Raw genomic sequence first — 24,692 nt, forward strand, 5'->3', positions numbered from 1 at the left:
AAACACTCGAAAGAGGTTTTGGGGCCTGGCTTTTTTAGACTAGCCCTGCAGCGCAGCCTCCAACGCGAGATAGGCCCCGAGCGCCAGCAAGCCGGCGAAGAACACCGTGCGAAAAGTCTCGACGCTCATCCTTTGGCGCAGCGCCTGGCCGACGACCATGCCGGCCAGCGCCGGCGCCAGGGCCAGCACCGACCCAGCCAGTTGCGCCGTCGGCGAGGCAAGCGCGCCGGCCCTGAACAGTCCGAAGCCGAGGGCCAAGGTCGATACGGTGAAGGAGAGGCCAAGCGCCTGGATCAGGTCTTCCCGGCCCAGCCGCAACGATTGCAGATAGGGCACCGCCGGAATGACGAAAACGCCGGTGGCGCCGGTGACCAGCCCGGTCGCCACGCCGACCAGCGGCGATATCCAGGCCTCGTGGCGCGCCGGCGTGGTGAAGCCGGCCTTGGCCAGGCCGACAAGCGCGTAGAGCATCAGCGCGGCGCCAAGCCCGGCCGAGGCGATCATCGTGTGTGCGCCGGTCAGCAGGCCGGCGCCAGTCACGGTGCCGACGACGACACCGGCCATCATCGTCCACAGCCGTTTGCACAAGCCGCCGAAGGACGGACCGGTGAACAACTGCCAGAGATTGGTGACCAGCGACGGAATCAACAGCAAGGCGGCGGCCTCAGCCGGCGGCATGGCCGCCGCCAGTAGGCCCATCGCCACGGTCGGCAGCCCCATGCCGACGACGCCCTTGACGAGGCCGGCGGCGAGAAAAACGGCGCCGATGAAGGCGACGGCCCCGGCGCTTAGCATGGATGGACGTTCATTATGGATGGAACTCGAGCATGCCAATCCGGTCAATCATGCAACAACATGTCCGTCGCCTCGGCATCCGGGCTTGCCGGCACGGCATCGCGGCTGACGGAAGCCGCCGCCGCGGCGCATCCCGGCAAGCCAGGCTGCGCTTGCGCCATGGCAAGCGAGGCCACCGCGATCGCCAGCACGATCGCCGCGCTTTCAAGAATGCCGAGTCCTTGCCGGCCTGATGTTTTTTCACGCATAGCTTATCTCCGTCGCAAATGATTTGACTGACATGCGGGCCGCCCACAATGTGGAAGTTGCGCTGCCAGCCTTCGGCGTGAACGAAGGCTGAGCCTGGCACGACACGATTTGCGGGAGCGAGAAATGCGCTTCGACCTCACCGATCTCAGGCTGTTCCTGCTGGTGGCCGAACGCGGCAGCATCACGCACGGCGCCGAACTCGCCGGCCTGGCTCTCGCCTCGGCCAGCGCGCGCATCAAGGGCATGGAGGAAAGCCTCGGCGCGCCGCTTCTGGAGCGGCGCCGGCGCGGCGTGGTGCCGACGGCGGCCGGACAGGCGCTGCTCCACCATGCGCGCGCGGTGCAGAACCAGATCGAGGCGATGGCCGGCGACCTCGGCGCCTATGCCACGGGCCTGCGCGCCCGCATACGGCTGATGGCCAACACGGCGGCGACCAGCGAACTCCTGCGCGACACGCTGCCGGCCTTCCTGGTCGCGCATCCCGGGATCGACATCGAGCTCGACGAACGCCCCAGCCATGAGATCGCCGAGGCGGTGGCGAACGGTGCCGCCGATCTTGGCATCGCCGCGACCTGGGCCGGCCTTTCGCATCTCGAGCAAAAACCGTTCTTCGTCGACCGCCTGGTGGTGATTACGGCGCGGAACAGGCCCGGCCTCGAAGGCCAGACCGCCAGCCTTGCCGACCTTCTCGGCGAAGCCTATGTCGGCTTGAGCGCCGGCCATCCCTTGCAGGAGCACATCACCCGCCAGGCCACCCGGCTCGGTGGCCACCTGCACTTCCGCATCCGCGTGCCCGGCCTCGACAATGTCTGCCGGCTGGTCTCGCAAGGCGCCGGCATCGCCATCGTGCCCGAAAGTGCCACGCGCCGTTCGGCGCGCACGCTGCGCAGCCTGCGGCTCGGCGATGACTGGGCCACGCGCCAGCTCAATCTGTGCGCCCGCCGCTTCGAGGCGCTGACGCCGCAGGCGAAACTGCTGGCGGCGGCGTTGGCGTGAGGACAAGCCGCCCTGCCCTGCTCACACCACTTCGAGCACCTTGCCGGTGTCATGCTGGCGCACGAAGTCGACGCGGCCGCCGTCCCAGTGGTAACTGTAGTGGCGGCCCTGGACCGGGACACCGATGACATCGGGCCAAAAGATGCCGATACACTCCCCGTCCGGCATGCGCACGCTGTTCCACACCAGCCCGTCGCTTCCCGAGGCCCGCAGCGCCCGTCCTTCCGCCTGCGAGGCCGTGTAGTCGTCCGGGTCGAGCACGCCGGGCACGGCGTTGACGTCGTCGAGATCGCGGTCGACGCTGCCGATCAGCACGCGGAAGTCGGCCGTCCAGCCCGGCGCCTCGTTGGTCGCGCGCATGAATTTCTGGTGATGGTGGATGGTTTCGGCCAGCGCCACGTCCTCGCTGTCGCCGGCATAATAGATGCCGTAGCTGCCGTCCGAGAACCGGCCGGGCCGCAAGGTCGAGCAATGCACGAAAGGCGCCATGACGAAACTGGCGCCGGGGCCTGAAACCCGCCTTGCGGCCGGCACCTTGCCGAGATCGCCGAGTTCGAGCCGGATGCGCGGGTTGGTCTTCTCCTCGACGGCGGCCAGCGCCTCCCAGTCGCGCGGGTCGGCAATGTCCTCGAACAGGTCGATCGGCGGATGGATGGAGCGGATGATGCGATAGGTCTGTGGCCAGTGAACGCGGCGCCGGACCGCGAGCCCACTCACCATGCACCACGCTCCGCGTCGAGCCATTCGCGCATCGCCGCGAGATCGGAGATGTCGCCGCGCAGCATCAGGTCGAGCGCCGACTGCCCGCCGAAAGTGGCATTGGGCTTGCGGATCCAGGCATAGCCGCGCGCCGGCTCGGTGAAGAGGTAGCGCAGCCCCTTGTGGATGCCCATCAGATGCGCCATGCGGGTGCGCAGGTCGCGGTCGATCCGGCCGACGGCGCCTTCCTTCCACCGCGCCCAGGTGCGCGCCGAAATGCCGCCAAGCAGCACGCAGGCCTCGAAGTCGGTGAGGTTCCAGGCCTTGAACAGATTGACCGTGGTGCGCGCCAGCGCACCGGCCTCTTCATCCGAAATGGCTGAGCCGACCGCGGCCGGCGTGGTGGTGATGGCTTGAAGCTGCATATTTAGGCCTCGCTAATGGCAGATATATAGCACCTATCTGCCAATTGGCAAGGGTGGAGGATATGGCTGAGCATATCAGTGTGGGCCTTGTGACCGAGACCGCCAATCGCCGAGGTCGGCGCCGCCCCTCATTGTCCTGCCGGACATTTCTCCCCGTATAGTGACGGGGAGAAAGATGCAGGCCGCAATGCCGGCGCCGCCTTCGCAATGCTGGAGATTGGCGAAATCATCCGCGAAAGCGTCCTTCTCCCCGTCACTATACGGGGAGAAGATGCCGGCAGGCAGATGAGGGGCGGCGCCGGCCCCTCTCCAGCTACGCTGCGGCCAAAGAACTACTCCGCCGCCTCGTACCCCGCGATGCCCTTGATCTCGAGGAAATCCTCGAGCCCGTATTCGGCATATTCGCGGCCGTTACCGGACTGCTTGTAGCCGCCGAAGGGCAGGCCGGCGTCCCATTGGGGATAGTTGATGTAGACATTGCCCGAGCGCATGCGCGCCGCCACGTCGCGGGCCTTCTGCAGGTCCTTGGCCTGGATGTAGGAGGCAAGGCCGTAGACGGTATCGTTGGCCTGCTCGACCGCCTGCTCGACCGTGTCGTAGGGCAGGATCGCCAGCACCGGGCCAAAAACCTCTTCGCGCGCGATGCGCATGTCGTGGGTGACGTCGGCGAACACGGTCGGCCTGACATAGTAGCCGCGGTTGAGTTCGGCAGGACGGCCGGGGCCGCCGGCGACCAGCGTCGCACCCTCGTCGATGCCGCTCTGGATCAGGTCCTGGATCTTGTCGAACTGGACCTGGCTGACGACAGGGCCGAGCTTGGTGTTGGCGCCGTCGGCCGGGCCGACGGTGAATTTTTCAGCCGCGACCTTGGCGTATCCCGCGGCCTCGTCGTGGCGGTCGCGCGGCACGAACATGCGCGTCGGCGCGTTGCAGGACTGGCCGCTGTTACCGAAGCAGCCGGCGACCCCCTTGCTGACGGCGGTGGCGAGGTCGACATCCGGAAACAGGATGTTGGCCGACTTGCCGCCAAGCTCCTGATGCACGCGCTTGACGGTGTCTGCTGCGGCCTTGGCCACCAATATGCCGGCCCGGGTCGAACCGGTGAACGACATCATGTCGATGTCGGGGTGGCTGGACAGCGCCTGGCCGACGCCTGGGCCGTCGCCGTTGACGAGGTTGAACACGCCTTTCGGCAAGCCGGCCTCGTCGATGATCTCGGCGAAGATGATGGCGTCGAGCGGCGCGATTTCGGACGGCTTCAGCACCATGGTGCAGCCGGCGGCGAGTGCCGGACCCACCTTGCAGGTGATCTGGTTCAGCGGCCAGTTCCACGGCGTGATCAGGCCGACGACGCCGATCGGCTCCTTGACCACGAGATGGTTGCCCTTGACATGGCGGAACTGGAAATTCTTCAGCGTCTCGGCCATCTTCTGCAAATGCGCGAGACCGACGCCCACCTGGCTGTCGAGCGCCATCTGGCGCGGCGCGCCCATCTCGCGCGATACGGCGAGCGCCAGGTCCTTGCTGCGCTTCTTGTAGATCTCGATAACGCGGTTGAGGATATCGAGGCGCTCCTCGACAGAGGTGAAGCCGTATGTGTTGAAGGCGCGCTTGGCGGCGGCCACCGCCTTGTCGACATCGGCCTTGGAGCCGAGCGAGATCTGCGCGAAGGCGTCTTCATTCGACGGATCGATGACGTCGAGCGTGTTGGGCACCACAGGATCGACCCACGCGCCATCGATATAGAACTGCAGATCGTGTGACATGGTTTTCTCCCTGGGGGTGCCGCATGGCCGGTCCGGCCGTGATATCGGGCTAGAAATAACGATGCGCGAACGGCGCTGTCAAACGCAACCCCAGAAATGGTTGAGCCAGCGCGCCAGGGATTGAGCCAGAGCGCCAATCGTTGATCAGCGGCCGGCGATGAGCTGCCTAGAGCAGCGTATGCCCGGCTTCGCCCAGAAATCCTCTAGCCGCGGGCTCGTCTGTCGCTTTCACCAGCAGGTGGTCGCCATCGAAGGTCGATACCAGGAAGATGCCCAAACCGTTTTCCGACAGCGGCCTGATGACGGACAGCACAATGCCGGTTTCGTCGAACGCAAACGGCCCTTGCAACTTGAAGGCGACCCAGTCGCGATCGTGCTTGACGGCATCCGGCACGCGATCCTGAAGGCAGGTGATCGAGAGCTCGTCGTCGGTTCTGGTGACGCTGACGAAGCCTGGTCCGTCAGCCCAGGCAGGAATGCCGTCACCGGCTTGAAGTCGCGAAATCGCATACAGGCCGGGGAGTTGCTTGAGCTTGATCCTGGCAGCCATCCTCACGTTCCGGTTGGTGGGCATCCAACAAGCCGCTTGCTCATATAGATCGTCGTTCCGTTCAGGAACGGCTCCTCCCGATCGATCGCATAGCCAAGCTTGCGATAGAGCGACACATTGGCTTCGAAGGCGCCGTTGGTCAACAGGCGGAGCTCCGCGTGTCCTGCCGCGCGCGCCTTGGTTTCCACGCGCTCCAGCAGCAGCCGGCCGATGCCCCTGCCCTGCGCCTGCGGCGCAACGCAGACATTCTCGACCCACAGGTGATCGTCGGCGAGCAAAGTCTCGATCATGCCGACGATGCGGCCGTCCTCGACGGCGAGATCGAACGGATGCTCGGCGACAGCCTTGTCGTAATCGGCACGCATCGGCAGCGGCTCGCGGCCGATCACCGGCACCCATCTGGCATAGGCGGCACGCACGATATCCCTGATCGCGGCGGCGTCGGCAGGCTCGGCCGGCCGAAACCGGATGGAAGGATTGGCAATCATCAAAAGGCTCCAGACATGAAAACCCCGCCGGCTGATGGTGCGGGCGGGGCGGGAAACGAACAAACCGGATCTATCGTGCCGGATTTATCGTCGCGCAATCAGCCTGCCGCTCCGCGCTATGCAGGAGCGGCGTCGCTTGGTGTTGGCGGGCGCGCGAGCGAACATGGCGGCAAGCTGGCGCAGGAAGAGCGGTGCGTCAAGATCTGGGGATTGGCCCAAGCCCCCGACCTCGTCATCCACGGGCGAAGCAATGAGCGTAGCGTCGCGGCGCAGACCCGAGGATCCATGCCGCGACTTCCAGGCGCCGCAGCGGTGCAGAATCGGGCTCCGCTGCACCTCCCACCAAGGTCGCGGCATGGATCCTCGGGTCTTCGCGACGCCGCTACGCGGCTGCTCCGCCCGTGGATGACGACGGGGTTGATGTTTCCACCGATCGTCCGAGCATGTGGGTCATGAACGCAAGCGAGCCATCGAACTGTCAGCGCTGTTTCAACACTCCTGCGCCGTCGGCCTAGACAGGATCTTGTTGATGTCGACCTCATCCGGCTGGCTCATGGCGAACACCATCGTCCTGGCGAAGGAATCGGCCGGGATCACCACGCGGTCGTAGAGCGCGCACGCCTACTGCGACATCAGCGTGCTCGCTGCTGGTCGATGCATTCCGGTACCGGGCTGGAAAGTCTGGACTGTGCCGACGGTCGTTCTATCTTCCGGTCGAGCATGATCTCGTCCAAGCGTCAGCAACGGAGCCATCACCGTGACCGAAACCGATCTCTATCGAGGCTATATCGACTGCCTCAACAACCAGGATTGGCAAAGGCTGCACCGCTTCGTCCATGACGAGGTGCACTACAATGGCGACCGCGTCGGATTGTCAGGCTATCGCGACATGCTGGAGCGGGATTTTCGGGAAATTCCGGACCTCTATTTCGATGTGCAACTGCTGATCTCCGATCCGCCTTTCATAGCCAGCCGCCTCCAGTTCAACTGCACGCCCAAGGGAACGTTCCTCGGCCTGCCCATCAATGGCAAAAAGGTCTCCTTCAGCGAGAACGTCTTCTATGAATATCTGAACGACAGGATCAGGAACGTCTGGTCGGTGATCGACAAGGCGGCGATCGAGGCGCAGCTTTGATGTCATGCGCCACCTGGCCTCCTTGCAGCCGGTGGTAAACTTGCCTACTTTGCCCAGGTAGGAGAACCCGCCGATGGCGAATGTCGAGAAAGTGAGCGTTGCCCTCACGCCCGAAATGGCAACCATGATGCGCGAGGCCGTTGCGGCGGGCGAATACGCTTCGGCGAGCGAAGTCATGCGCGAGGCCTTGCGCGAGTGGAAGTTTCGTCGGATGCAACGCGACCAAGCCATCGACGAGCTAGGCCGGCTTTGGGACGAAGGCATGGCAAGCGGCGATCCGGTCGACGGCCGCGATACCTTCGCCCGGATCAAAGGCAAGCTTGATGCGAGGATTGCCGAGCGCACATCGCGATGACGCTACGCCTTCGACCGGAGGCCGAAGCTGATATCGAAGCCATCGCGCTTTATATAGCCGAGGACAGTCCTGCGGCGGCGTTGCGTTGGTATGACGAAATCCATGCCCATTGCGAACGCATCGCCGACATGCCGGGCATGGGCATTGCCCGGCCGGAAGTGCGACCGGTCTTGCGCACGTTCCCTGCGGGAAACTACTTGATCCTCTATCGCCAAACGGACGACGGTGCGGAGATCGTGCGTGTCATTCATGGCGCACGGCGGTGGCAGGACTTGTTGTAGCCCGACGGATTGCGTTCTCGCAGCTCGGTGCCGATGCATCGCCAAGCCATGAGCAATGCGCACACGCTTCCTTGAGACCGTTTGGACGGCCAATCGTTCGTAAAAATAGATCATTCCAACCACAATAATTCGTTGGAAAGATCGATTATGAAATGGCATTTCCCCGGGATACCCGCCTGGAGAATTGCATTGTCTTCCCTGACCCGCATCGCGAACGATATTCCGAAAAGCAGGATTTCCGCCGATCTGGCGCGGGGCCGCAAGCGCCTCGATTCCCTGTGGAACGGCATCATCCCCGGGATCGTGCTGGTGTCGATGATCACGGCCGTCGCCTTCTCCGCCCGCAATGTCTCCGGCTTCGCCTTGTTCAGCCCGATGATCCTGGCCGTCGTGGCCGGCATGGTCTATTCCAATGTGCTCGGCACGCCGGCGCACGCCAAGGCCGGCATCGCCTTCTCGCAAAAGCGCCTGCTGCGCTTCGCCATCGTGCTGCTCGGCTTCCAGTTGACGCTCGGCCAGGTGGTTTCGATCGGCGCCAGCGGCGTCGGCATCGTGGCGGCGACCCTTGGCGCCACCTTCCTCTTCACCATCACGCTCGGCCGGCTGATCGGCGTCGATGCCAAGCTGGCGCAGCTGATCGCCGCCGGCACTTCGATCTGCGGCGCCTCGGCGATCGTGGCCACCAACATCGTCACCGACGCGCGCGATGAGGACGTCACCTATGCCGTCGCCTCGATCACCTTGTTCGGCACCGTCGCCATGCTCGGCTTCCCGCTGCTGGCGCCGCTGCTTGGCCTCGACCAGCACGCTTTTGGCCTGTGGGCGGGCGCCTCGATCCATGAGGTGGCGCAGGTCATCGGCGCCGGTTTCCAGAACGGCACCCAATCCGGCGAGATCGCCACCGTGGCCAAGCTGACGCGCGTCGCCATGCTGGCGCCGATGGTCATCGCGCTCGGCCTGATGGCACGCCGCAAGAGCGGCGACCCCTCGGCGGCGCGCCCGCCCATGCCGTGGTTCGTCGCCGCCTTCGTCGCCGTCGTGGCGCTGAACAGCCTTGTGGCGGTACCGGCCGAAGTGAAGCAGGCGATAGTGCTTGCCACCACCATCATGCTGACCATGGGGCTCGCCGCCATGGGCCTGCAGGCCGACATTTCGCAGCTTCGCTCGCGCGGCCTGCGCCCGCTGGCGCTCGCCTTCTGCGCCTTCCTGTTCATCGGCGGCTTCAGCCTGATGCTGGTGAAGCTGGCCTGATCCGCCTGTCCCTGCGCGTGAAGGCATAGGGGCACACGGCATCTGTCAAAACAAGGGCTTAGAGCAATTCCAGGAAAAGTGCGTAGCGGTTTTCCCGGGAGAAGCGCCTAGCGCTTCCCCTTGGGAGTTGAGTAAAAACAAGAAGTTAGAGCGGGTCAGAGATTCTATCAAACTCTGAACCGCTCCAGGAGGCCTTGTCTGAATCTGATTGTGAGCCGGATTCAATCCTCGAACGAACTCGCCGCGACATAGATTGCCGCCAGCGCCTCGATGCCGGCCTGGTCGGCACTGTCGAAACGGCCGGGCGTCGGGCTGTCGAGATCGAGCACGCCGAAGACACCCTCCTCGTCTTCCAGCAGCACCACCAGTTCGGAGCGCGAGTCGGCGTCGCAGGCGATGTGGCCGGGGAAATCATGCACGTTCTTGATCAGCATCGAAGTGCCGAGCTCGACCGCCGTTCCGCACACGCCCTTGCCGACAGTGATGCGCACGCAGGCCGGCTTGCCCTGGAAGGGGCCGAGCACCAGTTCCTCGTCCGATGCCAGGAAGTAGAAGCCGGCCCAGTTGAGGTCGGGCACCATCTGGAAGATCAGCGCCGAGGTGTTGGCGGCGTTGGCGATGGAATCGCCCTCGCCCTCCAGCAATGCCTTCAATTGCTTGGCGAGGTCGCGGTAGAATTCGGCCTTGTTGGAGGCGTCGATGGCCTTGGCGGCAAACATGGCTTGTCTCCGTATACAGAATCGCGGTTCCGTTTTCCGCAAACGCCCCCAATCGACCACCGGACCATCCTAGGCAATTTCAGGAAGGTGCGAAACGGATTTCCGTTCGAAATAGCGTCCGTTGGCACCGCGGCCCGACCTACATTTCCCGGAGGCAAGGATAATCTTGGCCGCGGGAAAATATTCAAAAGTATTATTTCAGCGCTCGCTTTCTCGGTGCCCGCAAAGCGCCAAATAATTCGAAAGATTGAATTTTTCCTGCCGAGCGCCTATTTATCGGACAAGTTCGTTTTCACGATTTCAGCATGAAGGAGATTTGTTCGATGGCCGATGGCAATCAGACTCTGATGGAAAAAGCCCAAGCCCGCTTTGTCGACAAGCAGAAGAAGACGGCGGAGCACAACAAGGCGACCGCTGAATACATGTCCGAGGCGCGTGCCAGGGAGATCAAGACGAAACGGCTGAGGGAGTTGCGGCTGGCCAAGGAAGAAGCCGACCGCGTGGCCGAAGCGCTGAACCCGACGCCGAAGGCGAAACGGGTGGCCAAGAAGGCCGCCGCAACGGGGGTCAAGACATGAGCCTGACCTTCCCCAACCGCAGCCGCAGCTATGACGTGGCCGGTCAACGCATCCGCTTCGTCGGCCATGACGGCATGCTGCAGATTTCCTTCTCCGTGGCCGCCGATGCCATGACCAGGATGCAGCCCGACACCACCGCCGACGAGGCCGGCTATCTTGCCGCCTTCGACAGGTCAAGCTCCACGATCCACGACGTCGCCGCCAAGGCCTACAGCCGCACCCACAAGAGCTTGTATGTGCTGACATCGGATGATTTCCGCTGAGACGCTGCCGAAGCGGTCTTGAGTCCATGAATGCGCACGGCGAGACCTGTGAGCCCGGCACCGATTGGCCGCGCCCCCGCGAAATCCGATCGCGCCAGCGACTGCAATTTTTCTCTTGAACAGGTCTTGGATGTGCCCTAGCTTGAGTTGAGAAAAGGTTTTTCCAAACAGTCCCGATCAGGCTCGGCCATTGGCCGGGCCTTATTCCGGCCGATAAGGGAAAACCTTTTCCCAGCTAAGGATTCTTGCCGCGATGGCATCGGACGATCAGCCAGTTCCGGTCTTTCCCAAGCCCGTCACCTTGCGCGACGTGGCCGCCCGGGCCGGCGTCAGCGTCGCCACCGCCTCGAAGGCGCTCAACGGCCAGGGGCGCATGACGGCCGAGACCCGCGAGCGCATCCGCGAGACGGCGCGCAGCCTGGGATTTCGTCCCAACAGCCTGGCGCAGAGCCTGCTGAGGCGGCGCTCCTTCACCGTCGGCCTGCTCACCAACGATACCTATGGCCGTTTCTCGCTGCCGCTGATGTCGGGCATTTCGGACGCGCTGGTCGATGCCGGCGTTTCGGTGTTCCTGTGCAATGTCGAGGAGGATCCGCGCCTCGGCCAGCTCCATGTCGAGGCCATGCTCGACAAGCGCGTCGACGGCATCATCGCAACCGGCAAGCGCATCGACCGCCATTTGCCGGTCGACCTGTCCAATCTTCGCGTCCCGGTGATCTATGCCTTCACCCAGCCCGATCCCGACGCTGTCGCCTTCGTCTCCGACGATGGCGGCGGGGCGCGGCTGGCGATCGAGCATTTCCGCCGGCTTGGCCGCAAGCGCATCGCCCATGTCACTGGCCCGGCGAGCTTTGCCGTGGTGCACGAACGGGCGCAGGCTTACCGCGCCGTGCTGACGGAGAACGGCCTGCCGGTGATCGAGCCGCTGCTCGGCTCCTGGTCGGAAGCCTGGGGACATGACGCCGTGGCGAAACTGTTCGATGGCAACGGCGAAAAACCGGACGCCGTCTTCTGCGGCAACGACCAGATCGCGCGCGGCGTCATCGATGCTCTGCGCGAACGCGGCCTCGGCGTGCCCAGTGATGTCGGCGTCATCGGCTTCGACAATTGGGAGATCGTGGCCGAGGCGACCCGCCCGCCGCTGACCTCGGTCGACATGAACCTCGCCGCCCTCGGCCGCGAGGCCGGCCTGACCCTGCTTTCCCTGGTCGGCGGCCAATCCGCCGCGCCAGGCATCAGAAAACTGCCGTGCCGGCTGGTGGTGCGTCAGTCCTGCGGCCGTCCGCCGGACGGCTGAGAAAGACGGAACGAAACGCCGCGATCGGCGGCAAGCCGCGCATCGCGGCCAATGTGGAGGAGGAGAACATGAGGACTTTGATTGCCAAACTGGCCCCGACGAGACCGGCCCTGACGAGACTGGCCTTGACGGCTGCCGCTCTGGGCTGCGGCCTGCAACTTGCCGCCGCCGAGACCGCCAACATCTGGGTGCGCGCCGACGGCTCGAACTTCATGCCGAGGATCGTCGACGCCTTCAACAAGGCGAACAAGGACCAGGTCAAGCTCGACATCATCCCCAATGCCGAGATCATCCCAAAATATGGCGCGGCCGCCGCCGGCGGCACGGCGCCCGACGCGCTGTCGCTCGACCTGATCTACACCCCGTCCTTCGCCGCCGCCGGCCAGCTCGAGGACATCACCGACTGGGCCAAGTCCCTGCCCTATTTCGCCAGCCTGTCGCCGGCGCATGTGAAGACCGGCACCTACAAGGACCATATTTACGGCCTGCCCTTCTCGGCCGACGCCTCGGTGCTGATCTGGAACAAGAAGCTGTTCAAGCAGGCCGGCCTCGACCCTGAAAAAGGCCCGACCAACTGGGCCGAAATCGAAGCCGATGCCGAGAAGGTCAACGCGCTTGGCGGCAACATCAAGGGCTTCTATTTCTCCGGCAATTGCGGCGGCTGCAACATCTTCACCTTCACGCCGCTGATCTGGGCCTCTGGCGGCGACATCCTGTCGGAGGACGGCTCCAAGGCGACGCTGGACAGCCCGCAGCTGCGTGGCGCCATCGATCTCTACCGCTCCATGGTCAAGAAGGACCTGGTGCCGGCGGGCGCGCAGACCGACACCGGCGCCAATTTCTTCGCCGCCTTCGCCGCCGGCAATATCGGCATCTCGCCCTCCGGGGCCTTCGCCATCGGAGCGCTCAACACGCAGTATCCCAATGTCGACTACGGCATCACCTTCCTGCCGGGCAAGGATGGCAACTGGTCGTCCTTTGCCGGCGGCGACAATTTCGTCGTCACCAAGGGCACCAAGAAGCTCGCCGTGGTGAAGGAGTTCCTCGACTTCGCCTATTCGCTCGAGGGCCAGACCATCCTCGCCAAATACGGCAGCCTGCCGGTGCGCGGCGACATCGCCAAGGACACGCTCAAGGATCTCGATCCGCGCTACCAGATCGCCGCCGAGGCGATGGCGAAGGGCAAGACGCCCTACTCGGTGGTGTTCAACGATTTGATCAACTCCGCCAACGGCCCATGGACGCAGATGATCAACGAGGTGTTCTTCGGCGACGACGTCGATGGCGCGATCGCCAACGCCCAGGAAACCATGCAGTCGATCATCGACCAGGCGCCGCAGAAATAGGCGCCTGTCCGGCCGCCCGCCTGTCTCCCTGGGCGGGCGGCCGGAAATTGTTTTGGTTCAAATGGCAGGGCTATCGCGTTGAGAAGACTCGGTTGCATCTCCGCTTCGGAGCGTCGGAGGGTTGGTTCTCCCTTCTCCCCTTGTGGGAGAAGGTGGCCTCGCGAAGCGAGGTCGGATGAGGGGTGCTCCAGCTTGGCAACAAGTTCGAAATCGCACCTGCCTCATTGCTTGGCGCACCCCTCAACCGTCTCGGCGCTGCGCGCCGATCCACCTTCTCCCACAAGGGGAGAAGGAAGAACGAGCGCCCAGCCATGACCACCATCACAACCACCGCCCCGCCCCGCGCCCGCAAGCTCGTCGGCGCTGGGCGCCGGCAGTGGATCGGCCTGCTCTATGTCGCGCCGGCGGTCGCGCTCGTCATGCTGTTCTTCGTCATCCCGCTCGGCATGACGGCGTGGATGTCGCTGCACAATTGGCCGCTGATGGGCGAGCATTCCTTCATAGGCCTCGGTAATTACTGGGCAATCCTGCGCGATGCCAGGTTCTGGAACGCGCTGAGGTTCACCGGCTACTACACGCTGATCGTCACCATCGCGATCTTCGCCGTCGCCTTTCCGCTGGCGATCTTCATCGAGCGGCCGCGCCCGTTCACCAATCTCTACCGCACCATGTTCTTCATGCCGGCGGTGGTCGGCTTTGCCTCGGCGAGCCTGCTCTGGTCGTGGCTGCTCAACGTCGATTCCGGCCTGTTCAGCCCCGCCGCCTACGACCTCGGCCTGATCGACAGGAAGTTCAACCTGCTCGCCACCTTCCAGCCGGCCTTCTGGTCGATCATCGCCATGGTGGTGTGGAAGGTCGCCGGCTTCACCATGATCATCCTGATGACCGGCCTGCAATCGATCCCGCAGGACCTGCAGGAGGCGGCCGTCATCGACGGCGCCGGGCCGTTCGCGCGGTTCCGGGCGATCACCTTGCCGCTGATGCGGCGCACGCTGGCGCTGGCGCTGATCCTGTCGGTGGCCGGCTCGATCCTCGCCTTCGACCAGTTCTACATCATCCTGCGCGGCGGCCCGCGCAACCAGACGCTGACGGCGGTGTACTGGATCTTCAACCAGTCGTTCGTGTCGTTCAAACTGGGTTACGGCGCAGCCCTTTCGATGGTGCTGCTGGTCATCCTGGTGGCGCTCAGCCTCGTCCAGCTCTGGCTGCTGCGCAAGCCCGAGGGGCTCGACTGATGGCGCAGGCGATATCAGCCAGAGGCAAGCTCGCCGCGCGCTTGGCCAGGCACTCCACCGGCATCATCGCCTCGCTGCTGTTCGTGGCGCCGATCGTGTGGACGGTGCTGTCGACCTTCAAGCCGGCGCAGGAGGCGCGCCTGCCACCGCTGCCGCCCTGGCCGACCACGGGCTTCTCGCTCGAGAACTATCAAACGCTGAACAGTTTCGGCGACGGCCTGTGGGTCTCGGCGCAGAACAGCATCTATGTCTCGGTGATGACCGTCATATTGTCGGTCATCGTCAGCGTGCTCGCCGGTTACGGCTTCTCGCGGTTTCGGTTTCCGTTCAAGGACCTGTTCTTCGTCCTCATCCTGTCGACGATCATGATCCCGTTCCAGTCGATCCTGACGCCGATCTTCCTGGTGCTGACCAAGCTTGGCCTGCACAACACGCTGACCGGGCTGGTCGGCGTCTATGTGACGCTTCAATTGCCGTTCTCGATCTTCATGATGCGCAACGCCTTCGACGCGGTGCCGCGCGAGATCGAGGAGGCCGCTCGCATGGACGGCGCCGGCAACGCCACCATGCTCATAAAGGTGATGCTGCCGCTGGTCTGGCCTGGCGTCGTAACCATCGCGCTGTTTGCCTTCCTTGGCGCCTGGAACGAGTTCCTCGCTGCCCTGGTGCTGATGACCGACCAGTCCAAATTCACGCTGCCGGTGATGATGACCGCGCTTCAGTCGGGCCGCTTCGGCGCCATCGACTGGGGCGCCGTGCAGGCGGGCGTCACCGTGATGATGGTGCCCTGCCTGATCCTGTTCCTGGCTTTGCAGCGCTTCTACATCCGCGGCCTGATGGCCGGGGCCGTCAAGTAATCGATCGAATGGAGTGAGTTCATGACAGCATCGCCATCCCCCCGGCCCGCCACCACAGCCAGGCCCAAGCTCGCCTTCCGCCCGCTGCCGGTGCCGCAGGTCGACGTGCGCGGCTTCTGGGGCGACCGGGCGGAGGCGGTCGCGACGCGCACCGCCGACATCCTTTACGACCGCTGCGTGGAGGCGCGCATGCTGGAGCAGATCGACCCCGACCGCCCCTCGCCCGGCATCGTCATTCCCTTCCATTCGCCGTCGCCCGACGAGGCCGCCTCCCCCGGCTTCACCGGTTCGACGGTGACCACGCAGATGTTCTGGGATTCCGATCTCGGCAAGACGATCGAGACCGCGGCCTATTCGCTCTACCGGCGCAAGAATCCCGAACTGGAGAAGAAGATCGACGCCGTCATCGACATGTATGGCAGACTGCAGCAGGAAGACGGCTATCTCTCCAGCTGGTACCAGCGCATCCAGCCCGGCAAGCGCTGGACCAATCTGCGCGACTGCCACGAGCTTTACTGCGCCGGCCACCTGATCGAGGGCGCGGTCGCCTACTACCAGGCGACCGGCAAGCGCAAGCTGCTCGACATCATGTGCCGCTATGCCGACCACATCGCCTCGGTACTCGGCCCCGAGCCCGGCAAGAAAAAGGGCTATTGCGGCCATGAGGAGATCGAGCTGGCGTTGGTCAAGCTGGCGCGGGTGACCGGCGAGCGGAAATACATGGAGCTGGCCAAATACTTCATCGACCAGCGTGGCCTTGAGCCGCATTATTTCGACGAAGAGGCCCGCGCTCGCGGCGCCGATCCGAAGGCCTATCATTTCAAGACCTATGAATACAGCCAGTCGCACATCCCGGTGCGCGAGCAGGACAAGGTCGTCGGCCATGCGGTGCGGGCCATGTACCTCTACTCTGGCATGGCCGACATCGCCACCGAATATGGCGACGACACGCTGCGCGTGGCGCTCGACCGGCTGTGGGACGACCTCACCACGAAAAACCTCTATATCACCGGCGGGCTCGGGCCGTCGGCGCACAATGAGGGTTTCACCAGCGACTATGACCTGCCCAACGAAACCGCCTATGCCGAGACCTGCGCCTCGGTCGGTTTGGTGTTCTGGGCCAGCCGCATGCTCGGCATGGGACCGAACGCCCGCTATGCCGACATGATGGAGCGCGCGCTCTACAATGGCTCGATCTCCGGCCTGTCGCTCGACGGCTCGCTGTTCTTCTACGAGAACCCGCTGGAAAGCCGGGGCAAGCACAACAGATGGAAATGGCACCGCTGCCCCTGCTGCCCGCCCAATATCGGGCGCATGGTCGCTTCCATCGGCAGTTATTTCTACAGCCTGTCCGACGATGCGCTGGCCGTGCACCTCTATGGCGACTCCACCGCCCGCTTCGACATAGCGGGCGTGCCGGTGACGCTGACGCAGGCGAGCCGCTATCCCTGGGACGGCGCTGTCGAGATCACGGTCGAGCCGCAGGCCGCAGTGGAGTTCACGCTGCATCTGCGGGTGCCGGGTTGGAGCTCCAGAGCGGGCCTCGCCGTCAATGGCGAGACGGTCGACATCGAGGACGTGACCAGCGACGGCTACGCCGCCATCCGGCGCAACTGGAAAAAAGGCGACCGTGTCCGGCTCGATCTCGAAATGCCGATCGAGCGGCTCTATGCCAATCCCGAGGTGCGGCAGGATGCCGGCCGCGTCGCGCTGTCGCGCGGGCCACTGATCTACTGCGTCGAGGCGACCGACAATGACACCAGCCTGCATCGGCTGACCCTGCCGCGCACAGCCGGCATCGAGGCGCATGACGAACCGGACCTGCTCGGCGGCGTGGTGACGCTTGCAGCCACGGCGCAAGCCGATGCCGGCGACGGCTGGCAGGACGGGCTCTATCGCTCCGAACCGCCGGCCAAGGTCGAGACGCGCCTGACCGCCATCCCCTATTTCGCCTGGGATAACCGCGAGCCCGGCGAGATGCTGGTGTGGCTGCGGGACGGCTGAGGTTGGCGGCAGGGCCTCTTGCGGCTTTGTTATGTCCGGCTTGACTGGGTGGCGGCGGCAGGCAGCGGTGTTTTCGACGCAGCTTGCGCGGCGCTGCCGTCGTCGACATGCGCCCAGGCCGGCCGCTCGAACAGGAACATGCCGAAGCCGATGCGCTGTATGATGAAGTAGAGGATCACCGGGCTGATGATCGAGACCAGCAGCACCGTCAGGCTGAGCATGCCGGTGTCAGTCAGCAGGCCGCTTGCGAGTGCCGCGCCGCGAAACAGCGACATCGGGATGGTGAAGGCGACATAGACGACCAGTGAGTGCTCGCCGAGCCAGCGCAGCCATTCCATGGCCGGGAATTTCGACAGGAAACCGCCAAGCACGCACAGTGCCACCGCGCCGGCGACCGCCAAGGTGAGATGCAGCGGCGGCCATGCCGCGAGGCCCATCCGCATGCCGACCGGCTGCATGTCATAACCCGGCGAATAGACCAGCAGGCCGTTGATAACAGCCCACAGGAGCAGCCCGGCGGCGGCCAACGCCGGGCGGGCCTGCGTCCATTCGACGAGCCTGAACACCAGCGGCGCCATGACGAAGCCGACGTAGAAAAAGACGAAATAGGCCGCGAATTGTTCGACCGCGTAGCTATCGGGATGCGGCGCCCACATCTGCAGGCAGGCGGCGATCGGGATGACGATCCAGGCAGGGACCGCAAACTGCCGCAGCAGTTTCGCGGCAAGGCCGAACACCGCCAGCATGTAGATGAACCACAGCACGCCATAGGGCTGCACGACGGCCATTGCGAGGTCATGCAGCATGCCGGCGGGGTCCCGGCTGAAGATGCCGATCTTCAGCCCGATCGAGATGATCGCCCACAGCACGTAGAAATACAGGTAATGGACGACGCGCCGGTCGACATAGCGCCGCCATGGCCGGTCGATCACCAGCGACAGGAAAAGTCCGGAGATCAGGAAGAATTCGGGCATGCGAAACGGCGTCGCGAAGCCGATGACATAGTGGAGAAAGCCCACCCCGCCCGTGTACTCGCCGGTGTTGTAGGCCGAGTACATCATGACCACGAGGATGATCGAGAGGCCTTTGGCCGTGTCCACCCACGGCATGCGCATCGGGCTGCTGTTCATGGCGGCGAATCCAAACCCGGCCGGCCCGGCTGGCCAGCCATCATCCGGCGCTATCTAGCACCATCAAGCTTCCCAGATCGTAAACGGGGCCGATCGCTCGCGGCGACCAAACCATTACAGCTTTGACCGTCGGCGCTGCCCCTCACCTGCCTGCCGGCATCCTCTCCCCGTATAGTGACGGGGAGAGGGAAGCTGTATCAGCGTTGCAAAAAAATGCGCGGCGTTGCGGCAGCCACTCTCGCCCCGTTTACGGGGAGTTGAGGAGCGATCCGCGCAGCGGACGAAAAGCCAATTGCTTGGCTTTTCGAGTGACGAACGTCCGGCAGGACAGTGAGGGGCAGCGCCGACGGTGACCGTCACGCGCTATGACTATCACGCGGCAGACTACCTTCGCGCCTTCGACTTGTTCAAAGCCACGGCGGCGCGCACCAGCGCCTTGAAGGCCTCCTCGTCCACCTCTTCGCCTTGCTGGAAGTCGATGGCGCGGCGCGTATTGCCTTCGAGACTGGAGTTGAACAGCCGCGCCGGATCGGGCAGCGCCGCACCCTTGGCGAAGGTCAGCTTGACGACGGCCTTGTAGGTCTCGCCCGTGCAGATCATGCCGGCATCCTCCCACACCGGCACGCCGCGCCATTTCCACGTCTCGACCACATCGGGATCGGCTTGATGGATCAGCGCGCGCAGCCGCCCAAGCATCTCGCCGCGCCAGTCGCCCAGTTCCCTGATCCTGCCGTCGATCAGTTCGGAGGGAGATTTGCTCTCCTGCGCATCCGTGGTCGTCATTATCTTTCTCCTTCGAACCGACAAATAGAGCGCTTACATGCGCTCGCCAGGCAATTGGCTGGCCTGCTTCACCCAGGCGCTGAACCGCGCCTCGTCGAACACGTTATCCTCGCGGATGTCGAGATAGCTCGTATCCCCGCTCTTGGACGCGCCCGGCGGCACCGGGTCCAGCGCTAGGCCGCGAAAGAAAGCCACCTTGATGTATTGCGTGAAGCAATGGATGCCGAGGAACCAGCCCTCGCCTTCGACGCCATAGAGCGGCGAATTCCATTTGACGGCCTTCCGCACGCCGGGCACGGCGCGCTCGATGAGCGCGTCGAGGCGTTGGCCGACCTCGCCCTTCCAGCCCGGCATGGCCGCGATATAGGCCTGCACCGGCGCATCGCCATGGCCCTTGGCGATCCGCGGGTTGCCGCCGGAAAGCAGCATCGGCTCAGCCTTGGCGGCTAGTTTGGTCGATTTCGCCATCCGTTCCTATCCGTTGGCGCGCTGCGCGACGCGCGCTTTCGCGACATAGGGCAGCACGAACATATAGAGGCCGCTGAACAGCAAAAGGAAGAGCGGCAGGAGCGGCGAATAGACCACCCAGGCGGGCGGCTGCCCGAACGCCATGGTCGCGAAGTTCGCGGCCACGGTGATCGTGAAGATGATCGACAGCCAGCGATGCGCCTGCCGTATCCATTTGCTCCAGTCCAATTCTGCCTCCTCTTGCGCTATGTGTTGAAACCCGGCGCCTTACCAGCGCGCCAGCTCCGTGATCTGGATGAGATTGCCGCAGCCATCATTCACCTGCGCGATGGTCGAGCCGGTCACCGCGGTCGGCGCCATGGCGAAGGCACCGCCATTGGCCTTGATGCGCTCATGATCGCCGTTGATGTCGTCGGTGAACAGCATCAGCGCCGGCTGGCCCTGCTTGAAGATCGCCTGCTGGTAGGTTTTGGCCGCCGGGTTGTCGTTCAGCGCCAGCTGCAATTCGGTCCCGTCCGGCTCTTCGGCCGAGACGACCGTCAGCCAGCGGAACGGCCCATTGCTGAAATCGGCCTTCTTGGTGAAGCCGAGCACACCGGTGTAGAAGGCGAGCGCCTTTTCCTGATCGTCGACATAGATGCTGGTCAGTTTGATCTTCATCGCATTTCTCCATGGGTTTTGCTGGCGCAGAACCGCCCTTTGATAGTGCTTTGTGGTTTTCAGCCTGGCCGGGAACTCTCAGTCCGTTCGCGCCAGAAGCTCTTCCAGCTTCTCCAGGAATTGCGGCCAACCGGTTTTGGCGCCGCCATAGGCCCGTCTCTGGTCGGGCCGGAAACCGGCCTGCTCCATGCGCAGATGGGTTCCCGTTGGCGTCGGAGTAAGCGTGAAAGTCACCACGCTCCTGAGATCGAAGGCCGGATCCTGATGCGCCAGGTTCCAGGTATAGGACAGCGTCCTGTGCGGCTCGACGGCAAGCACCTCGCAATCGAGCACGCCGCCCCAATCGGCGCTGATGTTGAAGCGGTGGCCGACGACCGGACTGAAATCGTTCTTCATCAGCCATTCCTCCATCAGATGCGGCTGCGTCAGCGCGCGCCAGAGTTTTTCAGGCGGATGGGAAATCTGCCGCTCGACGACGACAGTGCGGGTCTCCTGGGCCCTATCGTTCACTGGTCCATCCTTTTGAGTAAATCCTCGAGGTCGTCGAACCGGCTTTCCCAGAACCCGGCCATCTCACGCGTCCAGTCCATCAGCGGCGCCAGCGCGGCAAGCTGCGCGCTGTAATGCGTCTGGCGGCCTTCATGGCGGTCGCGCACCAGCCCCGCCTGTTTGAGCACGCCCAGATGCTTCGACACCGCCGGCTGCGAGACGCCGGCCTGTATCGTCAGCGCCCCGACCGTCTGCTCTCCCTGTTGGCACAGCCGTTCGAAGATCGCCCGCCTTGTCGGGTCGGCGAGCGTCCTGAATATCATGTCATGAGCGTCCGGCATCCGAGATCGATAACCCGTTGGCTATTGGTTGACGTATAACCACAGAGATATATGTTCGTCAAGCGGGAAGATTGGGTAGGCGGTTAGCCGAAGCCCCCAAACTTCGTCATCCCAGGGCGAAGCAGGAGCGAAGCTCCGTCGCGGAGACCCTGGGATCCATGCCGCGACCTTGATCGAGGGTGCAGCGGAGCAGAATTCAGCACCCGTGGCGGCGCTTATGTGTCACGGCATGGATCCCTTGGGCTGCGAAGCAGCTCCAGGGGTCTGCGCCGCGTCCTTCGCTCCTTGCTCGGCCCGTGGATGACGAAGCGGTGGGCGGATCCGCCAATCGCCAAGGCAGGCGATCGGTCAACGCGGCGTCTGGTTTCGTGCAAAACCACTAGCCGGCCGCATGCACCCGCCCGATCTCCTGCGCCACCAGATCCTGCAACTGCCACAGATTGCGGTCGCGTATGCCGCAGGCGTCGAGGTGGCGGATCGTCTCGAACAGATATTGCGCGCCCGAGCCCCAATGGCCGACGGCGCTCGCCAGCGTCGCGGCGACCGCCTGCTTGTCCAGTTTGCCGGCGTAGCGCGAATTGGCCGGGTCGACGACGAAGCCGAGCGCCCGGCTCATCCCGCCTTCGGTCCTCACCCACAGCCAGCGCGGCACGTTGACGGCGGGCAGGATGGTCATTTCGCGGCGCAGCAGCGCCTCCAGATTGTCGGCAACCGGCTCGGCGATCTCGAACACCATGCCCTGGCATTGGCCGCCACGGTCGAGCGCCATCATCAAGCCGGGCTGATCGAGCGTGCCGCGAAAGCGTTGCACGGTGAAGCAGAACGACCGGTGCCAGCCCCGCGCCACCGCCCGTTCGCCGCCCCTCACCTCGCCGGCCGGCTTCCACAGCAGCGAGCCATAGGCGAACAGTTTCAGCGGCCCGGCCGGTGCCGAGGCCAGGATCTCGTCACGAAACCGCGCATAATCCTGGTCAGTCATATAGACCATGCCCGGCGTCGGCCCGGCATCCTCGACAACGCGCATGGTGCGCGCCACCAGCGCCTCGGTGAGCGCCATCGGCGGTTTGGGTGGCGCGGGTTTGCGCGGTGCGGCGGAAATCGGCTTGTTCATTTTCGTGCCTCGGCCATGGCAGCCATGTTGCCGAACGCAAAGGGATTCTCAAGAGCCATAACCGTTTGAACCTGGAATCGGCACTTGAGCAATTCCGCGCAGCAGCCTGATCGGATTCGAGAAATTCTGGCGAAATTCAACGTCCCGCGCACCTACGACACCAGCGGCATCGGCACCTTCAGCCCGTCGATCAGTGCGTCGCGGAACAGCGCGATCGGACGCGCCAGCCGCCCGGCCGGCGGACGGTGCAGCAGCCAGGCGCGCACTTGCGGCTTGAAGTCGGGACAGTCGATCACCTCCACCGCGTCGCGCCAGCGGCTGTCGGCGAAAGCGCCCGGGGTGACGATGCCGATGCCGTGGCCGCGCGCCACCAGCGACATTCTGAGGTCGACGCTGAGCGCCTCCACACCGACCTGGAACGGCAGCCTCGCGGCCTCGAAACTCTGCTTGATGAAGGCGCGAAAACCGCAGCCGTTTTCGTTCATCACCCAGGCGAAGCGCGACAGGTCGGCGAGTTTCGCCGGCTTCGGCACGCCAAGGCTGGGGGACGCGACCAGCAGCACCGATTGCGCGCCGAGATCGTCGCAGACCAGTTCGTCCGGCGGCGCCAGGCCTTCGGCAAGGCACACCGCCACCGCGTCGAGCTCGCTGCGCGCCACCTGCTCCACCAGCCTTGGCGACCAGCCCGAACTGATGCGCAGCGTCAGGTGCGGAAAGGCGGCGCGCAGGCTGTCGAGCGGCAGCGCAAGTGCTGCATCCGAGAGATAAGGCATGATGCCCAGCCGGAACTCGCCCTTGACCTCGCCTTGCGGCGAGACACCGGCCTTCAGATCCTCGAGCGAGCGCAGCACGCGGCGGCCATGCTCATAGGCCTCGCGTCCGGAGGCGGTCGGCTTCAGCGGCTTCGACTGGCGGTCGAGAAGTGCTGTCGCCAGCCCGTCCTCGAGGTTCTGGATGCGGCGCGTGACACCCGGCTGGGTGAGGTTGAGCCTGGCCGAGGCGCCGACGATCGAGCCGGTTTCCACAACGGCGACGAAGGCTTCGAGATCATGGATGTTCATGCGCACCTCGCATAATCATTATCGAATTGATTGAATTGTAGCATGATGAAGCTTTGGCATAAAGTCCTTGCACGATATGCAGCTTCATTGAGGACTTCATGCTCGATTCCAATGACGGCCAAACAGCCGGCCGGCTTCCGGTTCAAACCATCACCGGCCCGCAGACGCTGCTGTTTGCCGCCTCCACCGGCATCATCGTCACCAATCTGTTCGCGCCGCAGACACTTGTCGGGCTGATCGGCCCGTCGCTCGGCGCTGGCGCCGCGAGCGTTGGCCTTGTCGCCATGGTGACGCTGCTCGGCTATGCCGCCGGCCTGTTCTTCCTGGTGCCGATGGCCGATCTCGCCGAGAACCGCACCCTGATCCTGCGCATGCTGGTCGCGGCGGCATTGGCGGCCGGCGTGGCGGCGCTGGCGCCCACCATCGCCTCGCTGCTGATCGTCCTGTTCGTGCTCGGCGCCGCCTGTTCGGCGATCCAGATTCTTGTGCCGATCGCCGCTTCCATGGCCCCGGCCGGCGAGGCCGGCCGCGTCATCGGCGACGTGATGAGCGGGCTGATGATCGGCATCCTGCTGGCGCGGCCGCTGGCCAGCCTCGTCGCCGACACCTGGGGCTGGCGCGCCTTCTACGGCCTCAGCGCCGCCGCCCTGACGCTACTCGCCATCGTCCTTGCCTTTACGCTGCCGCGCCGGCGGCCGGTGGCGAAATCATCTTATGGCGCGCTGATCGCTTCACTGTTCCATCTGCTGCGCGAGGAGCCGGTGCTGCGGCGCCGCGCGCTGACGGCGGCCCTGGTGATGGCGGCGTTCAGCCTGTTCTGGACGGCGGTCGCCCTGCGGCTCGCGCAGCCACCCTTCGGCCTTGGCCAGCGCGGTATCGCGCTGTTCGCGCTCGTCGGTGCCGGCGGTGCGGTGGTCACGCCTTTGTTCGGCCGCGCCGGCGACCATGGCTGGACGCGATCCGCCACCATCTTCTGCCATCTCGTGCTGATCGGTGCGATGGCGCTGGCGGCCTGGGCCGGCTCCTTCTTGTCCGGAACGTCCTGGACGCCGCTCGTGCTGATGGGCATCAGCGCCGTGCTGCTCGATATCGGCGTTACCGGCGATCAGACGCTCGGCCGCCGCGCCATCAACCTGCTGCGGCCCGAGGCGCGCGGCCGCCTCAACGGCCTGTTCGTCGGCATTTTCTTCATTGGCGGCGCCATCGGCTCATTGCTGGCCGGTGTTGCCTGGGCCTGGGCCGGGTGGCCGGCGGTCTGCGCCATCGGCGGCGCCTTTGGGCTCGTCGCACTGCTAGTCGACTGGATCGGCGGCCCGGAATGACCGCCTGCCGGAACGACATTGCCTCATAAGCGTTGTCG

Annotated in this window: 30 protein-coding genes; 13 read left to right on the forward strand and 17 right to left on the reverse strand. The window is 64.5% G+C overall.

Annotated elements, in window-relative coordinates:
- Positions 1–39 precede the first annotated feature (39 nt).
- Both EN804_RS18735 and EN804_RS18740 read right to left on the reverse strand, forming a co-directional pair.
- Positions 40–795, reverse strand: coding sequence for a sulfite exporter TauE/SafE family protein (locus EN804_RS18735; RefSeq protein WP_135920684.1), 756 nt, complete (start codon positions 793–795; stop codon positions 40–42).
- Positions 796–839: 44 nt separating this feature from the next.
- Entirely contained in the window at positions 840–1,043 is a 204-nt protein-coding gene (locus tag EN804_RS18740; RefSeq protein ID WP_135920685.1) for a hypothetical protein, read from the reverse strand.
- Positions 1,044–1,167: 124 nt separating this feature from the next.
- Here EN804_RS18740 and EN804_RS18745 point away from each other — a divergent pair, with 124 nt between their 5' ends.
- Positions 1,168–2,040 (forward strand): LysR substrate-binding domain-containing protein, encoded by an 873-nt coding sequence (locus EN804_RS18745; RefSeq protein WP_135920687.1) that lies wholly within the window; start codon positions 1,168–1,170, stop codon positions 2,038–2,040.
- 21 nt (positions 2,041–2,061) lie between these two features.
- Here EN804_RS18745 and EN804_RS18750 read toward each other — a convergent pair whose 3' ends face one another.
- From EN804_RS18750 to EN804_RS18775, 5 genes are all read right to left on the reverse strand, one after another.
- Positions 2,062–2,760, reverse strand: a complete 699-nt coding sequence (locus EN804_RS18750) for an RES family NAD+ phosphorylase (RefSeq protein ID WP_135920689.1) — start codon at positions 2,758–2,760, stop codon at positions 2,062–2,064.
- The gene (locus EN804_RS18755) at positions 2,754–3,164 is read right to left on the reverse strand and encodes an MbcA/ParS/Xre antitoxin family protein (RefSeq protein ID WP_135920691.1); all 411 of its coding nucleotides are present in this window, start codon (positions 3,162–3,164) and stop codon (positions 2,754–2,756) included. The genes EN804_RS18750 and EN804_RS18755 overlap by 7 nt, the downstream gene beginning before the upstream one ends.
- A gap of 332 nt (positions 3,165–3,496) precedes the next feature.
- A complete protein-coding gene (locus tag EN804_RS18765) occupies positions 3,497–4,930 on the reverse strand; it encodes an aldehyde dehydrogenase family protein (protein WP_135920693.1) in 1,434 nt (477 codons plus the stop codon).
- A gap of 166 nt (positions 4,931–5,096) precedes the next feature.
- Positions 5,097–5,480, reverse strand: a complete 384-nt coding sequence (locus EN804_RS18770; RefSeq protein WP_135867378.1) for an ACT domain-containing protein — start codon at positions 5,478–5,480, stop codon at positions 5,097–5,099.
- A 2-nt stretch (positions 5,481–5,482) separates the two neighbouring features.
- Positions 5,483–5,968, reverse strand: coding sequence for a GNAT family N-acetyltransferase (locus EN804_RS18775; RefSeq protein ID WP_135920695.1), 486 nt, complete (start codon positions 5,966–5,968; stop codon positions 5,483–5,485).
- A gap of 757 nt (positions 5,969–6,725) precedes the next feature.
- On the opposite strand from EN804_RS18775, the gene EN804_RS18785 reads away from it, so the two are divergent.
- From EN804_RS18785 to EN804_RS18800, 4 genes are all read left to right on the forward strand, one after another.
- On the forward strand, positions 6,726–7,103 hold the full coding sequence (locus tag EN804_RS18785; RefSeq protein WP_127870188.1) for an ester cyclase: 378 nt from the start codon (positions 6,726–6,728) through the stop codon (positions 7,101–7,103).
- Positions 7,104–7,176: 73 nt separating this feature from the next.
- Entirely contained in the window at positions 7,177–7,458 is a 282-nt protein-coding gene (locus EN804_RS18790; protein ID WP_135920697.1) for a type II toxin-antitoxin system ParD family antitoxin, read from the forward strand.
- A complete protein-coding gene (locus EN804_RS18795; protein WP_135920699.1) occupies positions 7,455–7,739 on the forward strand; it encodes a type II toxin-antitoxin system RelE/ParE family toxin in 285 nt (94 codons plus the stop codon). The genes EN804_RS18790 and EN804_RS18795 overlap by 4 nt, the downstream gene beginning before the upstream one ends.
- A gap of 189 nt (positions 7,740–7,928) precedes the next feature.
- Positions 7,929–8,990 carry a YeiH family protein gene (locus tag EN804_RS18800; protein ID WP_135920701.1) on the forward strand — a complete coding sequence of 354 codons (1,062 nt, stop codon included), beginning with the start codon at positions 7,929–7,931 and terminating at the stop codon, positions 8,988–8,990.
- Between the two features lie 221 nt (positions 8,991–9,211).
- On the opposite strand, the gene EN804_RS18810 is transcribed toward EN804_RS18800, so the two are convergent.
- Entirely contained in the window at positions 9,212–9,709 is a 498-nt protein-coding gene (locus EN804_RS18810; RefSeq protein WP_135920703.1) for a GAF domain-containing protein, read from the reverse strand.
- Between the two features lie 323 nt (positions 9,710–10,032).
- On the opposite strand from EN804_RS18810, the gene EN804_RS18815 reads away from it, so the two are divergent.
- The 7 genes from EN804_RS18815 (at position 10,033) to EN804_RS18845 (ending at position 17,289) form a co-directional block, all read left to right on the forward strand.
- Positions 10,033–10,287 carry a hypothetical protein gene (locus EN804_RS18815; RefSeq protein WP_127280276.1) on the forward strand — a complete coding sequence of 85 codons (255 nt, stop codon included), beginning with the start codon at positions 10,033–10,035 and terminating at the stop codon, positions 10,285–10,287.
- Positions 10,284–10,550, forward strand: a complete 267-nt coding sequence (locus EN804_RS18820; protein WP_127280275.1) for a DUF1488 domain-containing protein — start codon at positions 10,284–10,286, stop codon at positions 10,548–10,550. Before EN804_RS18815 ends, EN804_RS18820 begins: the two co-directional genes overlap by 4 nt.
- A gap of 253 nt (positions 10,551–10,803) precedes the next feature.
- Positions 10,804–11,847 carry a LacI family DNA-binding transcriptional regulator gene (locus tag EN804_RS18825; RefSeq protein ID WP_135920705.1) on the forward strand — a complete coding sequence of 348 codons (1,044 nt, stop codon included), beginning with the start codon at positions 10,804–10,806 and terminating at the stop codon, positions 11,845–11,847.
- Positions 11,848–11,915: 68 nt separating this feature from the next.
- Positions 11,916–13,193: a sugar ABC transporter substrate-binding protein gene (locus tag EN804_RS18830; RefSeq protein ID WP_135920708.1), complete on the forward strand. Its 1,278-nt coding sequence runs from the start codon at positions 11,916–11,918 to the stop codon at positions 13,191–13,193.
- 311 nt (positions 13,194–13,504) lie between these two features.
- On the forward strand, positions 13,505–14,428 hold the full coding sequence (locus EN804_RS18835; RefSeq protein ID WP_135920948.1) for a sugar ABC transporter permease: 924 nt from the start codon (positions 13,505–13,507) through the stop codon (positions 14,426–14,428).
- Positions 14,428–15,285, forward strand: coding sequence for a carbohydrate ABC transporter permease (locus EN804_RS18840; RefSeq protein WP_135920709.1), 858 nt, complete (start codon positions 14,428–14,430; stop codon positions 15,283–15,285). The genes EN804_RS18835 and EN804_RS18840 overlap by 1 nt, the downstream gene beginning before the upstream one ends.
- A gap of 21 nt (positions 15,286–15,306) precedes the next feature.
- The gene (locus tag EN804_RS18845; protein ID WP_135920711.1) at positions 15,307–17,289 is read left to right on the forward strand and encodes a glycoside hydrolase family 127 protein; all 1,983 of its coding nucleotides are present in this window, start codon (positions 15,307–15,309) and stop codon (positions 17,287–17,289) included.
- Positions 17,290–17,318: 29 nt separating this feature from the next.
- Here EN804_RS18845 and EN804_RS18850 read toward each other — a convergent pair whose 3' ends face one another.
- The 9 genes from EN804_RS18850 to EN804_RS18890 form a co-directional block, all read right to left on the reverse strand.
- A complete protein-coding gene (locus tag EN804_RS18850) occupies positions 17,319–18,419 on the reverse strand; it encodes an acyltransferase family protein (protein ID WP_135920714.1) in 1,101 nt (366 codons plus the stop codon).
- 384 nt (positions 18,420–18,803) lie between these two features.
- Entirely contained in the window at positions 18,804–19,202 is a 399-nt protein-coding gene (locus EN804_RS18855) for a DUF1801 domain-containing protein (RefSeq protein ID WP_135920716.1), read from the reverse strand.
- 33 nt (positions 19,203–19,235) lie between these two features.
- Positions 19,236–19,670: a DUF1801 domain-containing protein gene (locus EN804_RS18860; protein ID WP_135920718.1), complete on the reverse strand. Its 435-nt coding sequence runs from the start codon at positions 19,668–19,670 to the stop codon at positions 19,236–19,238.
- 6 nt (positions 19,671–19,676) lie between these two features.
- Positions 19,677–19,898: a hypothetical protein gene (locus tag EN804_RS18865; RefSeq protein ID WP_135920719.1), complete on the reverse strand. Its 222-nt coding sequence runs from the start codon at positions 19,896–19,898 to the stop codon at positions 19,677–19,679.
- 39 nt (positions 19,899–19,937) lie between these two features.
- Positions 19,938–20,330, reverse strand: a complete 393-nt coding sequence (locus EN804_RS18870) for a VOC family protein (protein ID WP_135920721.1) — start codon at positions 20,328–20,330, stop codon at positions 19,938–19,940.
- A 78-nt stretch (positions 20,331–20,408) separates the two neighbouring features.
- A complete protein-coding gene (locus EN804_RS18875) occupies positions 20,409–20,840 on the reverse strand; it encodes an SRPBCC domain-containing protein (protein WP_135867368.1) in 432 nt (143 codons plus the stop codon).
- Positions 20,837–21,160 (reverse strand): metalloregulator ArsR/SmtB family transcription factor, encoded by a 324-nt coding sequence (locus tag EN804_RS18880; protein WP_127870177.1) that lies wholly within the window; start codon positions 21,158–21,160, stop codon positions 20,837–20,839. The genes EN804_RS18875 and EN804_RS18880 overlap by 4 nt, the downstream gene beginning before the upstream one ends.
- A 379-nt stretch (positions 21,161–21,539) precedes the next feature.
- Positions 21,540–22,271: a gamma-glutamylcyclotransferase gene (locus EN804_RS18885; protein WP_135920723.1), complete on the reverse strand. Its 732-nt coding sequence runs from the start codon at positions 22,269–22,271 to the stop codon at positions 21,540–21,542.
- 152 nt (positions 22,272–22,423) lie between these two features.
- On the reverse strand, positions 22,424–23,332 hold the full coding sequence (locus EN804_RS18890) for a LysR family transcriptional regulator (RefSeq protein ID WP_135920725.1): 909 nt from the start codon (positions 23,330–23,332) through the stop codon (positions 22,424–22,426).
- A gap of 98 nt (positions 23,333–23,430) precedes the next feature.
- On the opposite strand from EN804_RS18890, the gene EN804_RS18895 reads away from it, so the two are divergent.
- On the forward strand, positions 23,431–24,654 hold the full coding sequence (locus EN804_RS18895) for an MFS transporter (protein ID WP_135920727.1): 1,224 nt from the start codon (positions 23,431–23,433) through the stop codon (positions 24,652–24,654).
- Positions 24,655–24,692 lie beyond the last annotated feature (38 nt).

Source organism: Mesorhizobium sp. M8A.F.Ca.ET.161.01.1.1 (assembly GCF_004792105.1).
GTDB lineage: Bacteria > Pseudomonadota > Alphaproteobacteria > Rhizobiales > Rhizobiaceae > Mesorhizobium.

What these genes read in the sequence shown, in the direction of transcription:
- EN804_RS18735 (WP_135920684.1), bottom strand. Translation starts at nt 795, where the DNA reads ATGCTAAGCGCCGGGGCCGTCGCCTTCATCGGCGCCGTTTTTCTCGCC.
- EN804_RS18740 (WP_135920685.1), bottom strand. Translation starts at nt 1,043, where the DNA reads ATGCGTGAAAAAACATCAGGCCGGCAAGGACTCGGCATTCTTGAAAGC.
- EN804_RS18745 (WP_135920687.1), top strand. Translation starts at nt 1,168, where the DNA reads ATGCGCTTCGACCTCACCGATCTCAGGCTGTTCCTGCTGGTGGCCGAA.
- EN804_RS18750 (WP_135920689.1), bottom strand. Translation starts at nt 2,760, where the DNA reads ATGGTGAGTGGGCTCGCGGTCCGGCGCCGCGTTCACTGGCCACAGACC.
- EN804_RS18755 (WP_135920691.1), bottom strand. Translation starts at nt 3,164, where the DNA reads ATGCAGCTTCAAGCCATCACCACCACGCCGGCCGCGGTCGGCTCAGCC.
- EN804_RS18765 (WP_135920693.1), bottom strand. Translation starts at nt 4,930, where the DNA reads ATGTCACACGATCTGCAGTTCTATATCGATGGCGCGTGGGTCGATCCT.
- EN804_RS18770 (WP_135867378.1), bottom strand. Translation starts at nt 5,480, where the DNA reads ATGGCTGCCAGGATCAAGCTCAAGCAACTCCCCGGCCTGTATGCGATT.
- EN804_RS18775 (WP_135920695.1), bottom strand. Translation starts at nt 5,968, where the DNA reads ATGATTGCCAATCCTTCCATCCGGTTTCGGCCGGCCGAGCCTGCCGAC.
- EN804_RS18790 (WP_135920697.1), top strand. Translation starts at nt 7,177, where the DNA reads ATGGCGAATGTCGAGAAAGTGAGCGTTGCCCTCACGCCCGAAATGGCA.
- EN804_RS18795 (WP_135920699.1), top strand. Translation starts at nt 7,455, where the DNA reads ATGACGCTACGCCTTCGACCGGAGGCCGAAGCTGATATCGAAGCCATC.
- EN804_RS18810 (WP_135920703.1), bottom strand. Translation starts at nt 9,709, where the DNA reads ATGTTTGCCGCCAAGGCCATCGACGCCTCCAACAAGGCCGAATTCTAC.
- EN804_RS18815 (WP_127280276.1), top strand. Translation starts at nt 10,033, where the DNA reads ATGGCCGATGGCAATCAGACTCTGATGGAAAAAGCCCAAGCCCGCTTT.
- EN804_RS18820 (WP_127280275.1), top strand. Translation starts at nt 10,284, where the DNA reads ATGAGCCTGACCTTCCCCAACCGCAGCCGCAGCTATGACGTGGCCGGT.
- EN804_RS18825 (WP_135920705.1), top strand. Translation starts at nt 10,804, where the DNA reads ATGGCATCGGACGATCAGCCAGTTCCGGTCTTTCCCAAGCCCGTCACC.
- EN804_RS18830 (WP_135920708.1), top strand. Translation starts at nt 11,916, where the DNA reads ATGAGGACTTTGATTGCCAAACTGGCCCCGACGAGACCGGCCCTGACG.
- EN804_RS18835 (WP_135920948.1), top strand. Translation starts at nt 13,505, where the DNA reads ATGACCACCATCACAACCACCGCCCCGCCCCGCGCCCGCAAGCTCGTC.
- EN804_RS18840 (WP_135920709.1), top strand. Translation starts at nt 14,428, where the DNA reads ATGGCGCAGGCGATATCAGCCAGAGGCAAGCTCGCCGCGCGCTTGGCC.
- EN804_RS18845 (WP_135920711.1), top strand. Translation starts at nt 15,307, where the DNA reads ATGACAGCATCGCCATCCCCCCGGCCCGCCACCACAGCCAGGCCCAAG.
- EN804_RS18850 (WP_135920714.1), bottom strand. Translation starts at nt 18,419, where the DNA reads ATGAACAGCAGCCCGATGCGCATGCCGTGGGTGGACACGGCCAAAGGC.
- EN804_RS18855 (WP_135920716.1), bottom strand. Translation starts at nt 19,202, where the DNA reads ATGACGACCACGGATGCGCAGGAGAGCAAATCTCCCTCCGAACTGATC.
- EN804_RS18860 (WP_135920718.1), bottom strand. Translation starts at nt 19,670, where the DNA reads ATGGCGAAATCGACCAAACTAGCCGCCAAGGCTGAGCCGATGCTGCTT.
- EN804_RS18870 (WP_135920721.1), bottom strand. Translation starts at nt 20,330, where the DNA reads ATGAAGATCAAACTGACCAGCATCTATGTCGACGATCAGGAAAAGGCG.
- EN804_RS18880 (WP_127870177.1), bottom strand. Translation starts at nt 21,160, where the DNA reads ATGCCGGACGCTCATGACATGATATTCAGGACGCTCGCCGACCCGACA.
- EN804_RS18885 (WP_135920723.1), bottom strand. Translation starts at nt 22,271, where the DNA reads ATGAACAAGCCGATTTCCGCCGCACCGCGCAAACCCGCGCCACCCAAA.
- EN804_RS18890 (WP_135920725.1), bottom strand. Translation starts at nt 23,332, where the DNA reads ATGAACATCCATGATCTCGAAGCCTTCGTCGCCGTTGTGGAAACCGGC.
- EN804_RS18895 (WP_135920727.1), top strand. Translation starts at nt 23,431, where the DNA reads ATGCTCGATTCCAATGACGGCCAAACAGCCGGCCGGCTTCCGGTTCAA.